We start from the raw sequence: 18,887 nt of genomic DNA on the forward strand, positions 1-18,887 counted from the left end.
GTCGTCTCCCTGAGGCTCGCGCCCGCCCGAAAGGCGGCCGCAGCCTGCATTTGCCGTTGCCGCGATGGTAGCGAGGAACTATCGCCTAAGCCACGCGCAAGCGAGCGCGACCTTCGTCCCGTGTCGCACCCGTCAGTTAGTTTATATATAAACCATCATCGGTCAATCTCGCCGTGAATCACTCCCTGCCCGCTCCGCGCCATACGAAGCTCCTCGTCCCCGATGCGTCCGGCATCGCTGAGGCTGCGGCACTGCTGCGTGCGGGCGGGCTCGTCGCGATGCCGACCGAAACGGTCTACGGGCTCGCGGCCGACGCGACCTCGGGCACGGCCGTTGCCGGCATCTATGCGGCCAAGGAGCGGCCGAGCTTCAACCCGCTGATCTCGCATCTGCCCGATCTGGCGAGCGCGCGCCGGCAGGGCCTCTTCGATGCGAATGCGCTGGCGCTGGCGCAAGCCTTCTGGCCGGGGCCGCTGACGCTTGTCGTTCCAGCCTCGTCAGGCTGCACGGTGAGCGACCTCGCGCGGGCGGGGCTTCCTTCGGTCGCACTGCGCGTTCCGGCGCATCCGGTCGCGCATGCCGTGCTGGAAGCGGCCGGGCGGCCGATCGCGGCACCTTCCGCCAATCGCTCCGGCCGGATCAGCGCGACCAGCGCTGCGCATGTTCTGGCCGATCTGGAAGGCCGTATCGACGCTGTCCTCGATGCCGGCCCGACGGAGGTCGGCGTCGAATCGACCATCGTCGCCTGCCTCGACGGCGCGCCGCGGCTGCTGCGCCCCGGCGGGGTGCCGCGCGAGGCGATCGAGCACGTGATCGGCCGGCCGCTGGTGATTGCGGGCGATGCCGGCCATGCGCCGATCTCGCCCGGCATGCTCGCCTCGCATTATGCGCCTGCGGCACGCGTGAGGCTTGATGCCGACGCTCCGGACGATGGCGAGGCCTGGCTCGGCTTCGGTCCCGAGACGCATGAGCATCCGGCCTCGCTCAATCTCAGCCCGAGCGGCGACCTGCGCGAGGCCGCCGCCCATCTCTTCGGCTACATGCGCCGGCTCGACGAAATGGGGCGGAGAACCATCGCCGTCGCCCGCATTCCCGAGCATGGACTCGGTGAGGCGATCAACGACCGGCTGCGGCGCGCTGCGGCACCGCGCTGACGGCCTCATAGCCCTCATCCTGAGGAGCGAGCCGAAGGCTCGCGTCTCGAAGGATGCTCCAGATGTCACCAGAGCCTCCTGAAGCATCCTTCGAGACGCGCCTGCGGCGCTCCTCAGAATGAGGCTCGGAGATGGTTCGCTCTCCCGAATTTGAATTCCTCCAACTTGCATCACTGCAAGATATCGGCTTGCGTGCGCGCAGGAGGATGCCTTGCCGATGAATGCCAAGCTCGCCTGGGACGATTTCCGGCTGATCAAGGCCATTGCGGATCATGACGGGCTGACCGGGGCGGCGGCGGCGCTCTCGGTCAATCATTCGACCGTGTTCCGGCGGCTCGGCCAGATCGAGGAGCTCGTCGGCCTGCCGCTCTTCGAGCGGCGCAAGACCGGCTATGTCGCGACGGTCGCAGGCGCCGAGATGGCTGCGCTGGCAAGCCGGATGGACGAGGACGTCACCGCCTTCGCCCGGCGCCTCGCCGGGCGGGACGTCGCGCCCTCCGGCGAATTACGGATCACCACGACCGATACGCTCTATCAGAACGTGCTGCTGCCGATCTTCGCCGCCTTTCGCAAGGCGCATCCGCTGATCCGGCTCGATGTCGTCATCGGCAACCAGGCGCTCAATCTGTCGAAGCGCGATGCCGATATCGCGATCCGCGCCAGCGACACGCCGGGCGAGACGCTGGTCGGCCGCCGCATCGCCACCATCGCCTGGGCGATCTATGGCCGCGCCGCGGACGGGATCACGCCCGAAGAGGAAGCCAGCCCCGCCCTGCTCTACCAGCGCGACTGGGTCGCACTCGGCGACCAGCTCTCGCATGTGAAGGCCGCCCGCTTCGTGCGCGAGCATGTCGCGCCGGAGCGGATCGCGCTGAAGAGTTCGGCCGTGCTGGGGATCGCGGAGGCGGTGGCGCAGGGCCTCGGCATCGGGCCGCTGCCCTGCTTCATCGCCGACCAGCGGCCGGACCTGATGCGTTTACTGCCGCCCAATCCGGATTTTGCCACGGGCTTGTGGGTGCTGACCCATCCCGATATCCGGCATGTGCCGCGCGTGCGCGCCTTCATGGATTTCTGCAGCAACGAACTCACGCGGCAGCGGACGCTGTTCGAGGGGTAGGCTTCAGCCCATCTCGACGACGCCGCGCAGGATGCGGGGGCCCGATCAGGGGCGGCAGTTCCATGCCCCGCGCAGCCCGCAGGCAGCGATGACGCCGCCGTATTTCGTCACCGGGAACAGGCTCGCCAGTGCCTGCGAGCCGACGGCATCGACGCCATCGGCCGCGCGAGGAAACGTCTTCCCGCTCAGGCGGGCTGCGCTGCCGGCCTGTGCACCGGCCGCTCGACGATCGGCAGGTTGATCAGGGCCGACGCGACGCCGAGCGCGACCGAGAGCCACCAGACGAACTGATAGTTGCCCATCGATTCGTAGAGCACGCCGCCGAGCCAGACGCCCAGAAAACCGCCGACCTGGTGCGAGAAGAAGGCGAAGCCGTAGAGCATCGCCATGTACTTGGTGCCGAACATCAGCATGACCAGCGAAGAGGTCGGCGGCACGGTCGAGAGCCAGAACAGGCCGATCACGATACCGAAGGTGATCGCGGTGGTCGGGCTCGGCGGCAGCAGGATGAAGGCGGCGATCGCCACGGCTCGTCCGAGGTAGATCCAGGCGAGGAGATGGCGCTTCGGCATTCGCGTCGAGAGCCAGCCCGAGGAGAGCGAGCCCACGGCATTGGCGAGACCGATGACGGCCAGCGTCCAGCCACCGACCCAGGCCGGCAGGCCGGCATCCTTGAGATAGGCCGGCATATGTACGGTGATGAAGGCGAGCTGGAAGCCGCAGGTGAAGAAGCCGAGCACGAGCAGGACATAGCTGCGATGCTTGAAGGCCTCGCTCAGCGCCTGCACGATGGTCTGGTTCGGCACGTTGGCCGCGGCGGCCCCTGCCGCGGCGCCGGTCTTGCGCGTCGCCATGACGATCGAGATCGGCAGGATCGGCAGCAGCGTGAAGGCGAAGACGATGAGCGCCTGCTGCCAGCCCAGCGTGTCGATCAGGATGTTGCCGATCGGCGGGAACAGGAATTGGCCGAAGGAGCCGGCGGCCGTGCCGGCGCCGAAGGCCATCGGCCGCCACTGCTCCGGCAGGAGCTTGCCGAAGGCGGCGAGCACGAGATTGAACGAGCAGGCCGAGAGGCCGAAGCCGATCAGCACGCCGGCGCCGAAATGGAGCTGCAGCGGCGTCGTCGCATAGGCCATCATGACGAGGCCGCCAGCGTAGAGAAGCGCGCCGACGCAGAGCACACGCGCCGTGCCGTAGCGATCGGCGATGGCGCCCGCGAAGGGCGCGCCGAGACCCCAGAGCAGGTTCTGGATCGCCAGCGCCAGGCCGAAGATGTCGCGGCCCCAGTTGAACTGGATCGTCATCGGGATCTGGAACAAGCCGGCGCTGGCACGCGGGCCGAAGGTGATGAGCGCGATAAGGCAACCGGCGGCGACGATGATCTCCGGAGCGTAGCTGCGCGCTGGCGTGGACGTCATGGCTGTCTCCGAAGCCTCGAATGTGTGGCTACACGTTAGCGCCCTGCTCAGACGGCAACCAACGCGATTTCGTGAAACCTCGCATCACGGCGACGCATGAAAGGCAAGACGCGTTCTCGCTTTCCCCGTATGGTAGAAAGCCGCTCGGCGATGCCCAGACGATGAGGAGTCGTGCGCCCTCGCACCGTCATGGCGCGCGATTCTCCGCCGCTGTTAACCGGCGCTCAACCTTACCGAGGTGATAACGGATTCCAACGAAGGCGCGCGAGTACCGACTGCGTTTTTCGTTCCGTGCGATCGGGACGGGTGTGTCGCTTTGAGTCATTGGCGTGTGCACAGGCATGGGCGGAAGGCGCCCCCCCTCGGCATCAAATGGGCCGCGAGCACCGTCGCGCCCTGGGCCCTGTCCGTCGGCATGCTCGTGTCCTTCACTGCCTCCGCCGGCCAGAATTTCGGGCCGACCGGCCTGCCGTCGAGCGCGATTCCCCGCGTCGCTCCGGGCCCTGTCTCCGAACTCGCGGAAGGTCCCTCGATGCTGGTCGCGGCCAGCGCCTTCCGGCTGCCCGGCCTCGCCCTGACCTCCGCCGTCACACAGGCCAAGCTCTCGTTCGAGGATCCGGAGCGCCGCATCGTCGTCGACCCGCGCGCGCCGCGCGAAGACATGAAGCGCTCCGCCGCCGCGGCCTTTCCCGAGGTCGACCGCACCGCCAAAGGCGACATGCTGCCGAGCCTGCGGCCGGGCCTCACCGAGCATCCCTCCATCGAACTGGAGCGCGTCGTCTTCGGGGACACGCAACCCAAGCTCATCTCCGGCGGCTTCTCGATCGACGCCATGCGCGCGGCCGAAGCCGTCGACGGGCCGCAAACCGGCTTCGAGCCCTACGCCAATGACGAGGGCCTCACCGATCCGGCCCTGTCGGATTCCTCGCCTGTCTCGCCGCTGAAGCCCAAGATCACCTCGGCGCGCCAGGCTGAACTCCATCTGGAAAGCATCGACGGCTCGTCGCCCTCGGTGCCGCAGGCAAGCCAGGTTTCATCCTCGACGCCGCTCGTCGGCTCGATCATCGGCACGCTGACGCCGTCGGCCCTGCCCGCCCACTCCGCGCCGCAGCAGCAGCGCGGGCGGATCGCGCTCGCGTCGGCGCCAGCCAATCGCGACCTGCGCCTGGCCGAGCCCGGCGTGAAGCAGGACTACACCAAGCTGATCGCGCCGGAGAGCATGGCGAAAGAACAGCGCTGCCTCGCGGAAGCCGTCTATTTCGAAGCCCGTTCCGAGTCGCTCCAGGGGCAGGCGGCGGTGGCGCAGGTCGTGCTCAACCGCGTGAAGAGCGGGCTCTATCCGAGCAGCGTCTGCGGCGTGGTCTACCAGAACAGCAACCGCTACCTGGCCTGCCAGTTCACCTTCACCTGCGAGGGCAAGTCGCTGCGCATCACCGAGCCGGCTTCCTGGCGCGACGCGGTCAGGATCGCGCGCGAGGTCTATGACGGCACGACCTATCTGCCGGAAGTCGGCGCCTCGACCCATTATCACGCCAATTACGTGCGGCCGTACTGGGCGAAGAAGCTCAGGAAGATGGACACGATCGGCCAGCACGTCTTCTATCAGCTGCGGCCCGGACAGACCTGACGCGGTGTAGCGCGAACTTTCAAATGGCAACGCGCGAACAATCAAATGGCAACAGATTGAGTTTCTGACACGCCCCGGATACGGGCGGTTTCGGCCTCAACCATTGGTGGGGAGGATCTTCGGATCACGTACCCGACGAGGCCCCCATGCTTAGGAACGTCCCCTCCTGGATCTGGCGCGAGCTGCTGCACTTCATGCTGCAGAGCTTGCCACCTGACTGGCTAACCGAACCGATCCGCTCGCTGCTCGGCTAGAACAGGCTCCCTTGTGGCGGCGGCTCAGGAGGCGGCGGCGGAGCCTCTTCCTCAGCCGGTGTGGCCGTAGCCGGGTCATCGTCGCCGACTCCCGTCTTGTTCATCCGCCGGTCGACGATCCACTCCTGGAGCTCGGGCGGCGGGCGCATCAGCACCTCTTTGCCGGCCGAACCGTCCAGCCAGGCTTCGAAGTCGTTGGGATGGAGCATCGCCGGCATGCGGTGGTGGATCTTCGACATCCACTGGTCGGCGTCCCGGGTGATGATGCTGGCGCTGATGATCTCCTCGCCGTTCTCATCGCGCCAGCGCTCCCAGATGCCGGCGAAGGCGAGGATCGCGCCGTCCCGGGCACTGATGTAGTGCGGCGTCTTGTTCCTGTCGTCGCCGGTCCACTCGTAGAAGCCGCTGGCTGGGATGATGCAGCGGTTCTTGACGTAGGCGCGCTTGAACAGTCCGTTCGTGTCGACGCCCTCGATGCGCGAATTGATATGGGGCTTGATCTGCTTCGCCGTGCCTTTGTGCCAGGGCGGGATCAGGCCCCAGCGGACCTTCCAGATCTGGGGGCCGGCCGGCGTGCGTACAACGATGTCAATCAGCGTGGTCGGCCCGATATTGTAGCGGGCCTGGACGTTCCGGGGCGGCGATTCCGGCGTGGTTAGCGGCTGGCTGAACGCGTAGATCTCGCCCCAGGTATAGGCTTGGCTGAATCGGCCGCACATGGGCTGCTCATGGGATCGATTGATACCCGAAGCTGCGTTGAAACGGCCTTGAAGGCCAGCCCCTTTACAAAGGGTGATGGGTTTAGATCAGGGCCACGGCGTCCCCGCTCCGACATCCGTGACGGCAGCCGGAGAAATCGCGATGTATTTCGCGCCAGTGCCGCGATTGATGCCGCCCGCGTCGTTCCACTGTGCAGCGTTGCCGATAGCACAGACGCGAGACGGAGCGCCAAACGGCCCGCTGCCGTCAGACCCGATGTGATCGGCGGTAAAAAGCGTCCGAACAGTCGGGTCGGTGATGTCGGCGCGAACCTGAGTATTGAGAACGAAACCGCCCCACTGGCCGCTGAGGTTCGCCGTGCTTGACCCCGCGACGATACCGCCGAGGCCCATTTGAACGCTTCCGAGCGTGCGAGTATAGCCAACCGAACCCGTGCCGGCCCAAGATGTGATTGAGCCTGTCCTGTCCGTGCCGTCGAGGAAGACCTTCGCCCCGTTCGCGGCGAGAGCTTGCGAGGTATCCCACGCGATGAAAACATCACGCTCGATATTATCGCAGACGCTGACGCTGGTATTGATGACGCCGAGGGTCGTCCCGGCGTTATTGCGCAAAGTGACGCGAATGAAGCCAGTCGTCAGAACCTGCGCGATAATAACGGCGGTCCCGGCGACAGAGTTGTAGAGGCTAACGTTTGAAGCTGGCGCAGCCGCGATCTTGAGCTTCGGGATGAACAGCGTTCCGGTCGGGCTATCGACTGTATCCAGCGCTCCGGCCGAAGCGACCGCGAACCTGTCAGGATCGGTATGCGCGAAGGCGACGACCGGGAAGACAGCGCTCGATGCGGTCGCGACGCTCCAAGTGAACGTCTCGCCGCCGATGGTGACATTGGCGTTGACGGCGGTCGACCCACTCGCGCTGCTGGTCACTTCGAGCTGAAGGTATCGACCATCTGTTATAGTGCTGGCGGTCGACGTCCATGCAGTCGCGTTCGTCCCGTTCTTGTCGTCGGCCGTGCGATATCTGACGCCAGCAGGAACCGTGATCGCGCGGTTCTCAAAGCAGTGAACGAAGCTCCACTCCGAAGTGTAGACCGTCGAAATCGTGGCCCCGGCGACAGGCGCGAACGCGACAAAGCTCGGGAGATCAGACCATGGCCGGTTCGCAGGCACGCCCCAGCGGTCTAGTAGTGTGGCGGCAGTATCAGTCGGGCGCACGGCTCCGAGCGGCGCAAAGGCCACCTTCGGGCGCAGAGCTGCAACGATCTCGTCCTCGGTATCAGCGCCATCCCATGTCGCATCATTGGCATCGAACCATGTGCCGTAGGAGGCGGTATTATTACCCCGCCCCGTGATGACGTTGCCGAGCGCGCCAGCCGCGCCGCCGACTGCGATCAAAGCCTCAGCGAAGTTGCCATCAATGAACTGATGATCCGGGTAAGTGGTATCGCCGTTGATGTCGATCGTTGAAAGGGTGGTTCCGTTCTCTGCGGTAACGCCGGAGACGGAGTTCGTGACGAGTTCGTTTTGGATCGGCGCGTTGTTGCGAGGGTTGGTTAGGAGGGTGTTGCGGAAGATGTATGCCCACGCCGCTCCCGTGTTGGCTTCGCGGAACTGGATACCCTTCGATGTGATGCGCGACGACAGCAAGTTGTCGATGAGGCGCGGCGCGAGGAACGGGTATCCGTCATTGATGTCCGACATAAAGACGCGCTGCGGCTGGCCGCGCGCCCCAGGCCTCTGGAGGGCGATATTGCCAGCCAGAAGGAGACCCGCAATCGGAAAGTTATAGCCAGGCTGCGCCGCGAAAATCTGGACCATATCGCCGTGCGGGTTGGCGTTGTCCTGCGGCTGGCAGAACATGTCGGCGAAGACATTGCCGGAAATGTCGACAGGACCGTTTGCTGAGGTCGCGGCAGCGGTGTAGCCGAACGAGATGAAGTCGCCATAGGGGCGGAGGAGCTTGTTCTTGCGGATCGTGATCGAGCCGCCATTACCGATGTGGTTGAACTTGATGAGCCCCCACATGTCGGCGAACGTACTGTTCTGGATCGTGATCGAGCCGGTGATGGTCGAGCCCGCGCCTTTGACCGAACCGAAGCCGTACCACGCCTGGAAGAAGTTGTTCTGCGCCGAGAAGCTACCCGACGATCCAAACTGCGGATAGGTGGTGGCGTCGGCAGTGGGATCGAACGCGATGAAATCCCGCGCCCAATCGCCGCCGCGAACGTCGCAGCCGTCGACCAAGAGGCCGTTGACGTTCCCGTTGGCGGCGATCAAGGGCGGCGGCTGGCTTCCCCATGCTGGCGGCGCTGCATTCGGCTGGACCCGCAGCTTGAGCAGGGAAACGTTCTGCGCCGCGTTGACGTAGATCGACCGCATGACGTGACCGGCGACTGAAGCACCGCGAACCGTAATGCCGGCCTTTGTGACAGTCAGATCGCCAAACGTAGAGCCGTCAGCCAGTTCGATGATCTTGCCAGCCGTCGCCGCCGTATTGGCTGCGCTGAACTCGGCATCGTTGCTGACGATGTAGTCAGCAGGCGCAGCGCCGGCACCACCACCCGTGCCAAGGCGGCAAGTCGCCTTGCCGAACCGCTCTGGCCTCAAGCCTGCCTGCGCCAACTGGAAGCGCATCGGATCAGCTCAGCGCCGCCGGAGCGACCTTGAGCGCCTCGCCGGCCTTCAGCGTGACCGGCAGGCAGCCATCCTGGACGACGAGGGCGCGCGGCTCGGCCGTCGCGTCATTGCCCTTCGCCACCCAGATCTGGCCGCCGAGCGCATAGACCAGGAAGACGCGGTCGGCCGTGCCGGCGGCGGCCGCGGCGACGAGCTCCTGGGCGCCGGCGAGCGCGGCTTGCGTGAAGCCGGCCCCGATCGTCTGGACCGAGCTGATCGTCTGGCCGTTGGCAGCGATGGCACTCTGGAGCGTGACGAGATCTGCGCGCGCGGTGGTCATGGGCGCTCCTTCAGCGGTTCGGTTGGTTCAGCGTGTGGCGAACGAGAGCGGCCACGCCGGCGCCGTCCATGCCATCATGGCCATCGCGGCGAGCGGCGCAGGCGGTGAGCGCCAGGGCGAGGACGAGCAGGGTCAGGGCGCGCATGGTCAGGCTCCGATGATGAGGACGCCCCAGAGCGCGCCCACGGCGAGCTCGGCGCGCAGCCAGTCCATGGCGTTCAGGGGGCGGAAGAGGACGTGATAGCCGACCGTGGCGATGGCCGCGAAGGTCGGCGCCGCCAGCCAGAACTCCGGCCGGCCGGTCAGCCAGGCGATAGCGATGATCCCGGGCAGGACGAAGAGCATCCGCGCGAATACCGGCAGGAGCGAGCCGGGCATAGCAAGCAGCACCGCTTCGACCAAATCCGGCGATCGGTCCGGCCGATGACCGCCAACCCGCATCAGGACATGGCCCCAGCCCCAGACAGCCCAGAAGGCATAGGCGGCGGCGAAGGCCAGCGCTACCGGCCAGGGTTGCGCCAGCAGGGCAACGGCGCCGATCGCCGGCGCGACATAGAATAAGGCGCGTCCCGGAAGCCAGTCGGGCTTCCAGCGGTCATCACCGCGCAGGCGATTCAGGACGGCGCAGGCGACGAGGACGATCAGCGCGGTCACGGCGTCACCTCAAAGGCGGCCTCGATCTCTTCCGCCGTCGAGACGGTGCCGGCCTCGATGGCCATCAGCACGCCGGCCTCGATCACGAAGAGATTGCGCACGTGCTCGCGAGCGGCGATCGCCAGCGCAGGGAAGTCGGCGTTCGAGACCGGGCGGAACTGCCCATCCGCGAATTTCCAGCCATCGCCGTCGATCCTGACGCCCTGCACGATCGCCTGGAGCTCGGAGAGAATCTTGCCCTGGCTGCGGTCATCGGTATGGAGCGGCCAGCCGTTCCAGCTTCCGCCCACCTGCTCGCGCTGCCAGCGCAGGTCAGCAGCATAAGCGACGAGCTTGCCCCTGGCTTCGGCCGCGATCGCCGCGCCGGCCGCCGCCAGAGCCGCATCGTAGCCGGACAGATCGAGATCCACCGGAAGATGCGAAATCGAACCGTCGGTGGCCTCGATGACGGTCTCGGCGCCGAGCGCGATCAGCGCGCGGACTTCGGGTCGGTCCAGGCCCATCATCAGTTTTCGACCTCATAGACGGTGAAGATGGAAGAATAGCCGTTGACCCAGCCGGTGCCGTCCGCGCTCGACGGATTGACGATGATCGTCCCGGTATTGGTCTGTTGCTGGCCGACGCGGAACTCGATCAGGACGTCGCCCTTGTTGATCCCGGTCCACGAGAACTTGTTGAACTGGACCGGCTGGTAGTTGTCCGGGTCGTTGTTGGCGAAGAGGTAATGGTTTTGCAGCCGGTCGGTGCCGGCATCAGAATTGAGCCGGGCGCGGGCATAGGTCGTCGAGGCATTCGAATTGAGCCGGAGCGATGGCGAGGCCTCGAAGACGAGGCGGGTCGCGTCCTTCAACTTCGGAAAGGTCTGCGACCACAGCACGATGCCGGGGTTGAGCGCACCGGTCAGTACCGAGCGCGCCGTCGTCGTGTACACCCGATAGTTGAGGATGCGGCCGCCTTCGCCGGTCAGGGCTGCACCGATTTCGCTAGGCAGCATCGATGTGATGACGAGGTTAGCCCCATGGACGAGCATCCTGTAGGGCTGGCCGCCAACCAAATCGCCGATTGCCGGATCAGTGCCGTTCAGCCTCTTGATCCGCCGGTTGCCGAGACCTTCGACATTGCAATTGACGGTGGTGTCGGTGTTCGTCGCCGGCGCGACAATTGTTAGGGGCATGCCCGCCAGGTAGGCGAGCGGAGCGAGCGGGAGATCGGCGGTCCAGGCATTGGCCGAGCCGCCGGCAATTGCATAGTTCAGGAGCCCTGACTGGATAAGCCTGCCGAGTTGCTGGGTTTCCGCGTTGGACGGATCCTCGGGACCCAGATCGATCAGACCGACGATCTCTTCCTGGATGGCGTTGTGCCAGGTGGCCGCAAGCTCGGTGCCGGGAATCCCTGCGACCGTGTCCTTGCCCCGAAAGCCGCGACGGCCGCCGCCGAGGTCGATGGTGTTGGCGCCTAGGATACGGTCCATGGATGGGCCTCAGATGTAACGGAAGGCGACTTCGGTATGCGCCGGTTTGGCGCGCCGGATGTCGCATTCGACGTCGGACAGGATGATATCGAGCAGCAGATCACCCGCCTGGGCTTCGTCGACCTTCGCGACGATCTCTCCGAGCAGCGCGAGCTCGATCGTCCAGGCGAATTGCTCGGGGCTTTCGATCAGCTCGTCGCCGGCCTGGGCGGCATCGGCCTGCGTGGTGCGGTTCTCGAGGATGGTGATGGCGACGCCGCGCCTAGCAGCGAGCTCCGTGAAATACGGGATCGAGGCGCCGCCCCGAGCCGTCCAGCGCTGATGCGCCAGCTGCCGGCGCTGTTCGAGCGACATGGTCGACGGATCGCGGCCGCACGGATCCGGCCCCAGCACGCGCTCGAAATCCGGCAGGAGGAACGTTGCGGTCCGCGGATCGATCTCCTCCATCATCTGTTCAGCCGTCAGCTCGACGGCAGCGGTGCCGGCGGCGCTGGCTTTGAACAGCGTTTCAAACAGGCTTGGCGGGGCGCCTTGCGCGCAATGCGGCCAGACCCAGCCGCGCGGTGCGAGGCTGACGATGTCGGCCTGGGCCTGGTCCTTCGTCCGGCTCATGGCGCCACCCAGGTGATCGCGCCGCGGCTGGCGAGCTCGCGCGGCGCGCAGACGACGTCGCCAGCCGGCACGGTCAGAACATGGGCGTATTCGCCATTGGCGGCAGAGATGGCCTCCGAGATCCGCGAATGCGCCAAGGTCCCGCCGATCTCGGCTTCGCGGGCGTGGAACTCATCGAGGGCGGCAGCGACAGCGGCGCGATTGGGCGCAGTGTCAGGTGTCAGCTTGATCGTGTAGGGCTGGACCTTCGGCAGATAGCTCATGACGATGACCTCGGCGGTCACCGGACGCTGCGTCTCGAGATGGGCGGCAATCGCGTCGATTTCGGCAGGCGTCGGTTCGACCGGTACCGTGGCCGTGCCCATAGCGACGACGACGCCGACCGTGCCATAGCCGACCCAGTTCGGGAAGGCCTTGACCTTCGAGGCCGCGAACGCGGCGAAGACCCAGTTGGGATAGTCGAACCCCGCGCCGCCATGGCCGGGCTCCCGAATCTCCGCCAGCAGCCGCGCCAGCAGCGATTCGGGTGTCTCCTCGGTCGCGCCGCCAGCAAGCCCCCCGACATCGAGGGTGGCGCTCTGCGGATCGAGGCCGGCGAGCGCCGTCACAATCGGCAGGACGGCTCCCCCGGCGGTATTGGCCTCCGGCCCGCCCTCCGTTGCGACCAGGGCAAGCGTGACCGTGCCGTCGCCGGCGACAACCCCGGGGGCCGAGGTCTCGGCCAGGCCGCCGCCCGGCGTCCGCAATTGCAGGCCGACCGGCACCGCCAGACCCGGCGTTCCCGTGAACACGGCGTATCCGACTGCCTTGGTCGCCGGCCGCATGAACACGCCCCAGATCGATGCGTGGCGGATCAGAGCCTCGCGCTCGGCCGTGTCCGGCATGTACTGGTCGCCCCACCAGCGCAGATGCAGATGGGTTTCGAAGAGACCGTTCGCGTCAGTGCGCAGATGGGCCGCGATCAGGCCCTTCTCCGAGCGGACCGCGCGTGCGATCGCGGCCGGAGGCTTGTCGGGGCGCAGCGCGATCAGCGCCGCCTCCATCTCGGCCTCGGCGCGGCCGAGGATCTCGTCGGGGGTCGGGAGCGGGAACGGCATCAGCGCACCCGGATCTGGCGTTCGACGACCTGGCCGGCGACGGAGCAGCGCAGGCCGAGCAGGCCGGGCCTGACCCAGGCGGCACTGACCGCGGCCGCCTGGCCGAGCTCGGTCTGCGCCCAGGCCAGGGCCTCCTCCGCCCAGAACTGGGCGAAGCGGCGCGTGGTCTCGGTCTGCTTGGCGCGATCGAGCAGCCAGATCCGGCAGCCGATCTTGCGGCCGAGCCGATCGAGCGCATCGCCGACCCAGCCGCGGCGGGTGACGAAGGAGTTCGCAGCGTTCAGCGCATCGATGCCGCTCGGGAGCTCGTCATCGGGCTCGGCCCGGCGATCGGTGCCGAGCGAGATCAGCATCGGCGTCAGCGCGGTTTCGTCGAGCAGGAGATCGCAGTCGTCGCCCAGCGCCAGATCGGCGCGGCGCGTTGCCGGGTCATAGACCAGAGCTGCGTCGAGGAACGAGGACATGGCGCCGAAAGTGACGCGCGCGCGCGGGCCTGGGCAGGCCCCGAACTCGGGGCCTCAGACGTCCGGTTCGGGATCCGGACCGACCACGGGCGGGATCGAGCACCAGACGCCGGCATTGTCGACCAACACGTAATGGTCACCCTTGCGGATCTTGCTGTAGGTCGGCCGGACGACGGTGCGGGAATCGGTCCCGACCTTGGCGACGACGCGGTCCTCCGTCACCTCCACCGTGGTGTCCTTGACCTTCACGAAGACCTTCTTCGTGGTCAGGAGCTCGATCGTCCCGTCGGCTTTGATATGGACGCGGTCGCCCTTGAGGTTGTGCAGGGCTGCTTCGCCCTCGGCGAGATTGCCGAGGCGGGAGCCGGCGGCCGCGACCGGCAAGCCGACGAGATCGCCCTGGTCGCCGCCGACCGCAAAGACGATCATCAGTCCGCCGGCGGGCGCCCGCGAGACCAGGCCGAAGGGCTGGGCGACCTCGACATCGGTGCGGTCGACATGGCGATGCGTGGTGACGCTCGCGGTCTGGCTGCCGCCTTTGTCATTGGTCGAGCGCACCTTCGCCCGGGCGACGATGCCGCGGAAGGCATGGACGATCTCCTTCACATCCATGGGTGCCTCACAGCGGGTTTGCGGTGCCGTCGAGCTTGCCGCCCTTGGCGGAGCTCGCCTTGCCCTTGGACTTGCCAGTGCCGCGATCGGCGCGGCGGTCGTTCTCAGGCAGAAGGTCGTAAGCCTCCGGCCCGGTCATGCGCAGCTTGGTCTGATGGCCGCGATCGCCATAGGCGACGCGGATACCGGCGACGAGCATGTCGCGGTCTATGTTGGAATAGGCGTCCATGACGGCGGCGATGGTGTTGGGCTTCCACAGCCCGCCGGCGGCCTGGAAATCCGGCCAGGAATAATCCTCCTTGTCGCCCTTGCCGCGGCGCGTCCGCATCTCCCATTCGGCCTGGCGCTGGGCATCGAGGGCCGTGGCCTTGGTCCGGGCCATGGCGATGAAGGGCCGCCAGCGCGTCACCTCGGGATCCCGGGCATGGCCCATGACGGCCGTTCCGGCGCCTTCCGGCTGGTCCTGCGGATCGTCGCTCGCCGGCGCCGGCTGCGTAGGGGCCTCCTCGAGTGGCTCGGCCGAGGCGTCGAGCGCCGCCGTCTTGGCCCGGCGGCCGCCGTTCTTCTCGCTCTGCCCCTTGACGAAATAGTCGCTGAAGCGCTCCCGGGCCGAGAAGGAGCCGCGCAGCCGCGTGACGTTTCCGGGGAAGCGGATCTCGCTGGCGGCTCGCTCCTGGCCGGAGCGGGTGATGACGAGCGTGCCCACGCGATCGGTGGTGATCAGGACGCCGCGCTGCTTGGCGTATTTCGACAGGATGGAGAGGACCGTCTCGCCCGCTTCCACGGTGCATTTGTCGAATTTGGGCGAGACGTCCGTGTCGCAGCGGACCTTGATGCCGAAGGGCGCGCAGAGCTTCTCGGCCAGCTCGGTCAGCGTGATGTCGCGATACTCGTGCTTGCCGCGCGGATCCGGCGGGCAGTCTACCAGGTCGCCGGTCACGTCCCGGCCGGTGATGACGGTGGCAGACTGGCCGACCGAGGCGTCGGGCATGACATCGTCAATCCAGCCGATCAGCCAGACCTCGCCGTCGATCGAGATCGTGACCTTCTTGCCCCAGTCGATCAGGCCGGTGGCATCGACCGCGGCGGCGTAGTCCCAGGCCTGCATCGCCCGCAATTCATCGCGACAGGTGAGTTCGAACGAAGCCGAGAGCTCGGAGAGGTCATGGCAGAGATCGGCGCGGACGAACTGGCTGAATTCCTGCCCGTCGATCGAGAGCGTGATCCGGCGGGTCGGCTCGATCTGGATCACCGGAGCACCTCGATCGGGCCGGGGCCGAGCAGGGCCGGATGGCGCAGGCGATTGCGCCGGACGATATCGGTGGCGAAGGCGATGACGGCGGCGGGATCGTCGCCGGCGAGGTGCTGCGCCAGCAGCAGCGCCGAGGCCTGGCCGGGCGGCACCTCGACGCGCTCGACCGAGGGCAAGCGGCCGATCGCTTCCGACAGATCCATGGCAAGCCGACTGCGCAATTCGCCGAGCGCGCGCCACAGGGCTGCCGCCGGCGCGACCTGGCTGCCGGCGAGCTCGGCCGCACTGCGCTGGCAGCGGCGCAGGCGATCGTCGAGCATCGCGGTGACGACTTGCGCGTCCTGACGGGAGTTGAAGGGGATTTGAACGACGAGGCGGGCAGCCTCCGCCAGCGCGCCGGATTCGGCCGCGACCAGGACGGCGCGCTGCGGGGCGGCGGTCGGCAATTCCGTGAGAGGCACCGGCGCCAGGCCGATCAGCGGCACCTCCTCGGCCGGGCGCAGGCGCCGGCCGATATCGCTGGCGATCGCCATCAGGAGCGTGGCGCCGGCGCGCGGATCCGCCGCCGGCGGGGCGAGCGCCTCCGGGCCGGGGCCGATACCGCTGGCCGGCTGCGGCCGATACGCGACCGAGAGGCCGGCAAACAGGGCGGCGGGCGCCGCGGCTAAGGCCGATGCCGTCTCGATCCGCGAGGACAAGGCAACGCCGGCTGCGATCGCCGCCTCGGCCGTGGCGATGGCCGGCAGGAGCGAGGCGGCCCGCTGCGCCTGGCCGGCCCAGCCGGCGGCGATCGCGATCGCCGACGAGCTCGCGCCGACCGCCAGCGCATAGGTCGCGGCGGCAAGGGGCGAGGCCGAGAGCGCCAGGCGAGCCAGCGAGACGGCGGCCCCGGCCAGGCCGCCGGCCGCCGCCAACAACGGGCCGAGCGTGGCGAGGAAGCCGGCGCCGGCCGTGACCGGATCGAATTCGGCATCGATGCGGGCGACGCGCAGCTCCGAGACGTCGAATTCGATCGAGGCCGGGCGCAACAGGACGCAGCGGATCGGCCCGCGCCAGGGATGGATCAGGGTCGCCGGGCCCGGCGCCCGGAAGGCGGCGTGCAGGGCCTGCGCCTGGGCGACATAGTCGTCGCCGATGACGAGACCGGAGATCCGGATCGGCCCATCGAGCGGGCCGGTATCGTCATGGGTCTTCAGGTCGAGCCCGGGAAACAGCACCTGGTGAATGCGGCGGCCGACCGAATGCTGGGCGTTGATCACCCAGAAGCGCTGGCCGCGCCAGGCCGCCGGCATCAACCCGGGCAGCAGGCCGTCGACATCGTCGAAGAGCGCCATCAGGCAGGCCCCGCCAGGACTTTCACTTAAGCTCTCCCCAGCATGCTGCCGCGGTTCGGCGTGATCGGCACGGCCGGGTTCTCCGACTGGACATTGACGATGCGCGAGCCCTCGGCTGCCTCGACGACGATGCGGCCGCCGACATTGGTGTTGCTGTTGGCGGCCGGGCCGCCGGCGGTGCGGGTGAAGCCGGCCGAGCCGCCGATGCCGCCCGGCGCCGAGCCAGGCGTGATCGTGCCGGTCGGGTTGCCCATCGGGTCGACGCCGGAGCCGCCGGGCGTGCCCGGGGTCGCTCCGCCGCCAAGCCAAGAGGGAAGCTTGATGATCTTCGAGAGATCGATGCTGCCGATAGCCGAGATGATCCGTCCCGGGAGACCGGCACACAATGCGATGAGCGCGTCGATCCCGCGAGCGAAGCCATCAACCAAGGCCTTGGCCAGGTACGACCCGACCGAAAGAAGGTCGACCTTCATCAATGCATCGACGAGCTGCTGGCCTGCCTGGGATCCGGCCCGGGAGATCATCGCGCCGAATTCGACCATCGCGGTCCAGGCGCGGGCAGGCCAACTCGTGATGGCCTCGGCGACGTTGGTCCAGATCTGGGCGAGCTGCGGACCGATCGTCGACCAGTTCTGCCAGACATAGAGCGCGCCGGCGGCCAGCGCCGCGAGGCCGATGATGATGAGGCCGATCGGCGAGAGGAGCAACGCCAATACGGCGGCCAGCGCGCTGACGACCGGCGTAAGAACTGCGATAGCAGCACCGAGCGCGAGAAGCGCCCCCGTCCAGGACAACACGCCATTGATCAGACCGGGCCATTTCTTGTCGATCTGATCGATCCAGTGGAGGAGTTGCTGCAGCCATTTGATTGCCGTGGGCAGGTTCGATGCGAAGGCCAAGCCAATCCTGTTGGCAAGAGACCCGGTCAGCACTCCAAACTGCTTGAGTTGAGGCTCAAGCCCCTTCATGCGGGTGGCGAAGTCGTCGATGATGACGTCGGTTCCCGCTTCCTTAAGCTGGCGCTTGAAGTCCTTGTATTTGTCGACGGCCTGCATGAAGGGCAGCAGGAACCCGAGCACCTGCATGTCGGCGTAGAGCTTGCCGACCTTCGTGCCTTCGAGCAGCGTTCGGATCTGCTTTTCGCGTTCCTTGTCGTTGACTCCGGCCTTCTTCATGATCTTGTCGATCTCGGCCTGCTGCGGCTTCAGCTTATCCATCATCTTCTGAAGGACGGCTTCGATCGGGTTGATGCCCTTCGCCGCGGCGTTCGTCATGACGCCGGTGACATCGACCTTCAGCTCCTTCTCGAACTTCTTGATCGCCTCGGGCGCGTTGATCTTCGTGAGGAAGTTGTTGAGGTTCGTAGCGGCCTGGCTGGGATCGGCCGTCCCGAGCATGGCGATCTGCAGACTGGCGCCGAGCGTTTCGACAGCCTCGGCGCCGGTGACGCCGAACTTGGCCATCTGAGCCGAGAGCTCTGGGAATTCGCGCGCCATGTTCGCAAACTCGAACCGCCCGAGCTTACCGGCAACAACGAGTTTGCCCAGCATCGCCTCCATCTGATCCGCCGGCACTTTCAACGATTCGCTCAGCGAGAATGCCGTCTTCGCCGTGTCCTCGATCGTGGCGCCGGTAGCGGTCGCAACTTTTGCGATGGTCGGCATCAGCTTGTCGATCAGGGTTGAGTTCATGCCCGCCGAGATCAGCGTCTTCGCGCCTTTGGCAACATCCATCGAGGTCTGGCCGGTATCGAATGCGAGCTTCTGGTACTGCTTCGACAGATCTCCGATCATGGTCTCAGCTGCCGCACCGGTTTTGCCGGCGGTGATCGCAATGTCGCGCAGCTGGGCATCCCAAGCCGCGGCCTGCTGGATCGGCGCGGCGAACGACAACGCGGCAAGCGCGCCGCCGATGACGCCGATCTTGCGGCCGAGATTGCCGACCGCCGTGGCGGTGGCCGAGATCCCGCGGGTGAGGCCGCGGAGAGGCGCCGTCAGCCGGTCGACGAGCTGGACGAGGACCGAGACCTTCATGTTCGGATCGGCCATCGCCCTATCCCTTCGCGGCCTCCGCCGCCTGACGTTCGAGCTCGGCGGCGATGTTGAACTGCCAGCGGAGCTCGCGAAGCGTCAGTCGCTCGGCCTTG

18 protein-coding genes are annotated in these 18,887 nt (G+C 67.0%); 3 read left to right on the forward strand and 15 right to left on the reverse strand.

The annotated features are described in order from the left end of the window. The first annotated feature begins 173 nt into the window (after window positions 1-173). Both AC6RIC_RS19780 and AC6RIC_RS19785 read left to right on the forward strand, forming a co-directional pair. Entirely contained in the window at window positions 174-1,154 is a 981-nt protein-coding gene (locus AC6RIC_RS19780) for an L-threonylcarbamoyladenylate synthase (protein ID WP_499733594.1), read from the forward strand. A 217-nt stretch (window positions 1,155-1,371) separates the two neighbouring features. Next, window positions 1,372-2,271: a LysR family transcriptional regulator gene (locus tag AC6RIC_RS19785; protein ID WP_499733595.1), complete on the forward strand. Its 900-nt coding sequence runs from the start codon at window positions 1,372-1,374 to the stop codon at window positions 2,269-2,271. Between the two features lie 185 nt (window positions 2,272-2,456). Here AC6RIC_RS19785 and AC6RIC_RS19790 read toward each other — a convergent pair whose 3' ends face one another. Next, window positions 2,457-3,689, reverse strand: a complete 1,233-nt coding sequence (locus AC6RIC_RS19790; RefSeq protein ID WP_499733596.1) for an MFS transporter — start codon at window positions 3,687-3,689, stop codon at window positions 2,457-2,459. A 415-nt stretch (window positions 3,690-4,104) separates the two neighbouring features. On the opposite strand from AC6RIC_RS19790, the gene AC6RIC_RS19795 reads away from it, so the two are divergent. Continuing rightward, window positions 4,105-5,316 carry a cell wall hydrolase gene (locus AC6RIC_RS19795; RefSeq protein ID WP_499733597.1) on the forward strand — a complete coding sequence of 404 codons (1,212 nt, stop codon included), beginning with the start codon at window positions 4,105-4,107 and terminating at the stop codon, window positions 5,314-5,316. A gap of 250 nt (window positions 5,317-5,566) precedes the next feature. Here AC6RIC_RS19795 and AC6RIC_RS19800 read toward each other — a convergent pair whose 3' ends face one another. The 14 genes from AC6RIC_RS19800 to AC6RIC_RS19865 all read right to left on the reverse strand — a co-directional run bounded on the left by AC6RIC_RS19800 (window position 5,567) and on the right by AC6RIC_RS19865 (window position 18,789). Further along, entirely contained in the window at window positions 5,567-6,289 is a 723-nt protein-coding gene (locus AC6RIC_RS19800; protein ID WP_499733598.1) for an SOS response-associated peptidase, read from the reverse strand. Between the two features lie 87 nt (window positions 6,290-6,376). Beyond that, complete coding sequence (locus AC6RIC_RS19805; protein WP_499733599.1) at window positions 6,377-8,923, reverse strand: hypothetical protein; 2,547 nt, start codon at window positions 8,921-8,923, stop codon at window positions 6,377-6,379. A 4-nt stretch (window positions 8,924-8,927) separates the two neighbouring features. Continuing rightward, on the reverse strand, window positions 8,928-9,245 hold the full coding sequence (locus AC6RIC_RS19810) for a hypothetical protein (protein ID WP_499733600.1): 318 nt from the start codon (window positions 9,243-9,245) through the stop codon (window positions 8,928-8,930). A 10-nt stretch (window positions 9,246-9,255) separates the two neighbouring features. Next, window positions 9,256-9,390: a hypothetical protein gene (locus AC6RIC_RS19815; RefSeq protein WP_499733601.1), complete on the reverse strand. Its 135-nt coding sequence runs from the start codon at window positions 9,388-9,390 to the stop codon at window positions 9,256-9,258. Window positions 9,391-9,392: 2 nt separating this feature from the next. Then, the gene (locus AC6RIC_RS19820; RefSeq protein ID WP_499733602.1) at window positions 9,393-9,899 is read right to left on the reverse strand and encodes a hypothetical protein; all 507 of its coding nucleotides are present in this window, start codon (window positions 9,897-9,899) and stop codon (window positions 9,393-9,395) included. Next, entirely contained in the window at window positions 9,896-10,405 is a 510-nt protein-coding gene (locus AC6RIC_RS19825; protein ID WP_499733603.1) for a DUF4376 domain-containing protein, read from the reverse strand. The genes AC6RIC_RS19820 and AC6RIC_RS19825 overlap by 4 nt, the downstream gene beginning before the upstream one ends. Then, window positions 10,405-11,370: a hypothetical protein gene (locus AC6RIC_RS19830; RefSeq protein WP_499733604.1), complete on the reverse strand. Its 966-nt coding sequence runs from the start codon at window positions 11,368-11,370 to the stop codon at window positions 10,405-10,407. The genes AC6RIC_RS19825 and AC6RIC_RS19830 overlap by 1 nt, the downstream gene beginning before the upstream one ends. A 9-nt stretch (window positions 11,371-11,379) precedes the next feature. Beyond that, on the reverse strand, window positions 11,380-11,982 hold the full coding sequence (locus tag AC6RIC_RS19835) for a putative phage tail protein (protein WP_499733605.1): 603 nt from the start codon (window positions 11,980-11,982) through the stop codon (window positions 11,380-11,382). Beyond that, window positions 11,979-13,079, reverse strand: a complete 1,101-nt coding sequence (locus AC6RIC_RS19840; protein WP_499733606.1) for a baseplate J/gp47 family protein — start codon at window positions 13,077-13,079, stop codon at window positions 11,979-11,981. Before AC6RIC_RS19840 ends, AC6RIC_RS19835 begins: the two co-directional genes overlap by 4 nt. Next, entirely contained in the window at window positions 13,079-13,543 is a 465-nt protein-coding gene (locus AC6RIC_RS19845; RefSeq protein WP_499733607.1) for a phage GP46 family protein, read from the reverse strand. Before AC6RIC_RS19845 ends, AC6RIC_RS19840 begins: the two co-directional genes overlap by 1 nt. A 54-nt stretch (window positions 13,544-13,597) precedes the next feature. Then, entirely contained in the window at window positions 13,598-14,155 is a 558-nt protein-coding gene (locus tag AC6RIC_RS19850) for a phage baseplate assembly protein domain-containing protein (protein WP_499733608.1), read from the reverse strand. A 7-nt stretch (window positions 14,156-14,162) separates the two neighbouring features. Continuing rightward, window positions 14,163-15,407, reverse strand: a complete 1,245-nt coding sequence (locus tag AC6RIC_RS19855; protein WP_499733609.1) for a phage baseplate assembly protein — start codon at window positions 15,405-15,407, stop codon at window positions 14,163-14,165. Further along, on the reverse strand, window positions 15,404-16,741 hold the full coding sequence (locus tag AC6RIC_RS19860) for a DNA circularization N-terminal domain-containing protein (protein ID WP_499733610.1): 1,338 nt from the start codon (window positions 16,739-16,741) through the stop codon (window positions 15,404-15,406). Before AC6RIC_RS19860 ends, AC6RIC_RS19855 begins: the two co-directional genes overlap by 4 nt. Window positions 16,742-16,767: 26 nt before the next feature. Beyond that, window positions 16,768-18,789, reverse strand: coding sequence for a phage tail tape measure protein (locus tag AC6RIC_RS19865; protein WP_499733611.1), 2,022 nt, complete (start codon window positions 18,787-18,789; stop codon window positions 16,768-16,770). Window positions 18,790-18,887 lie beyond the last annotated feature (98 nt).

This window comes from Allobosea sp. TBD101, assembly GCF_059817965.1.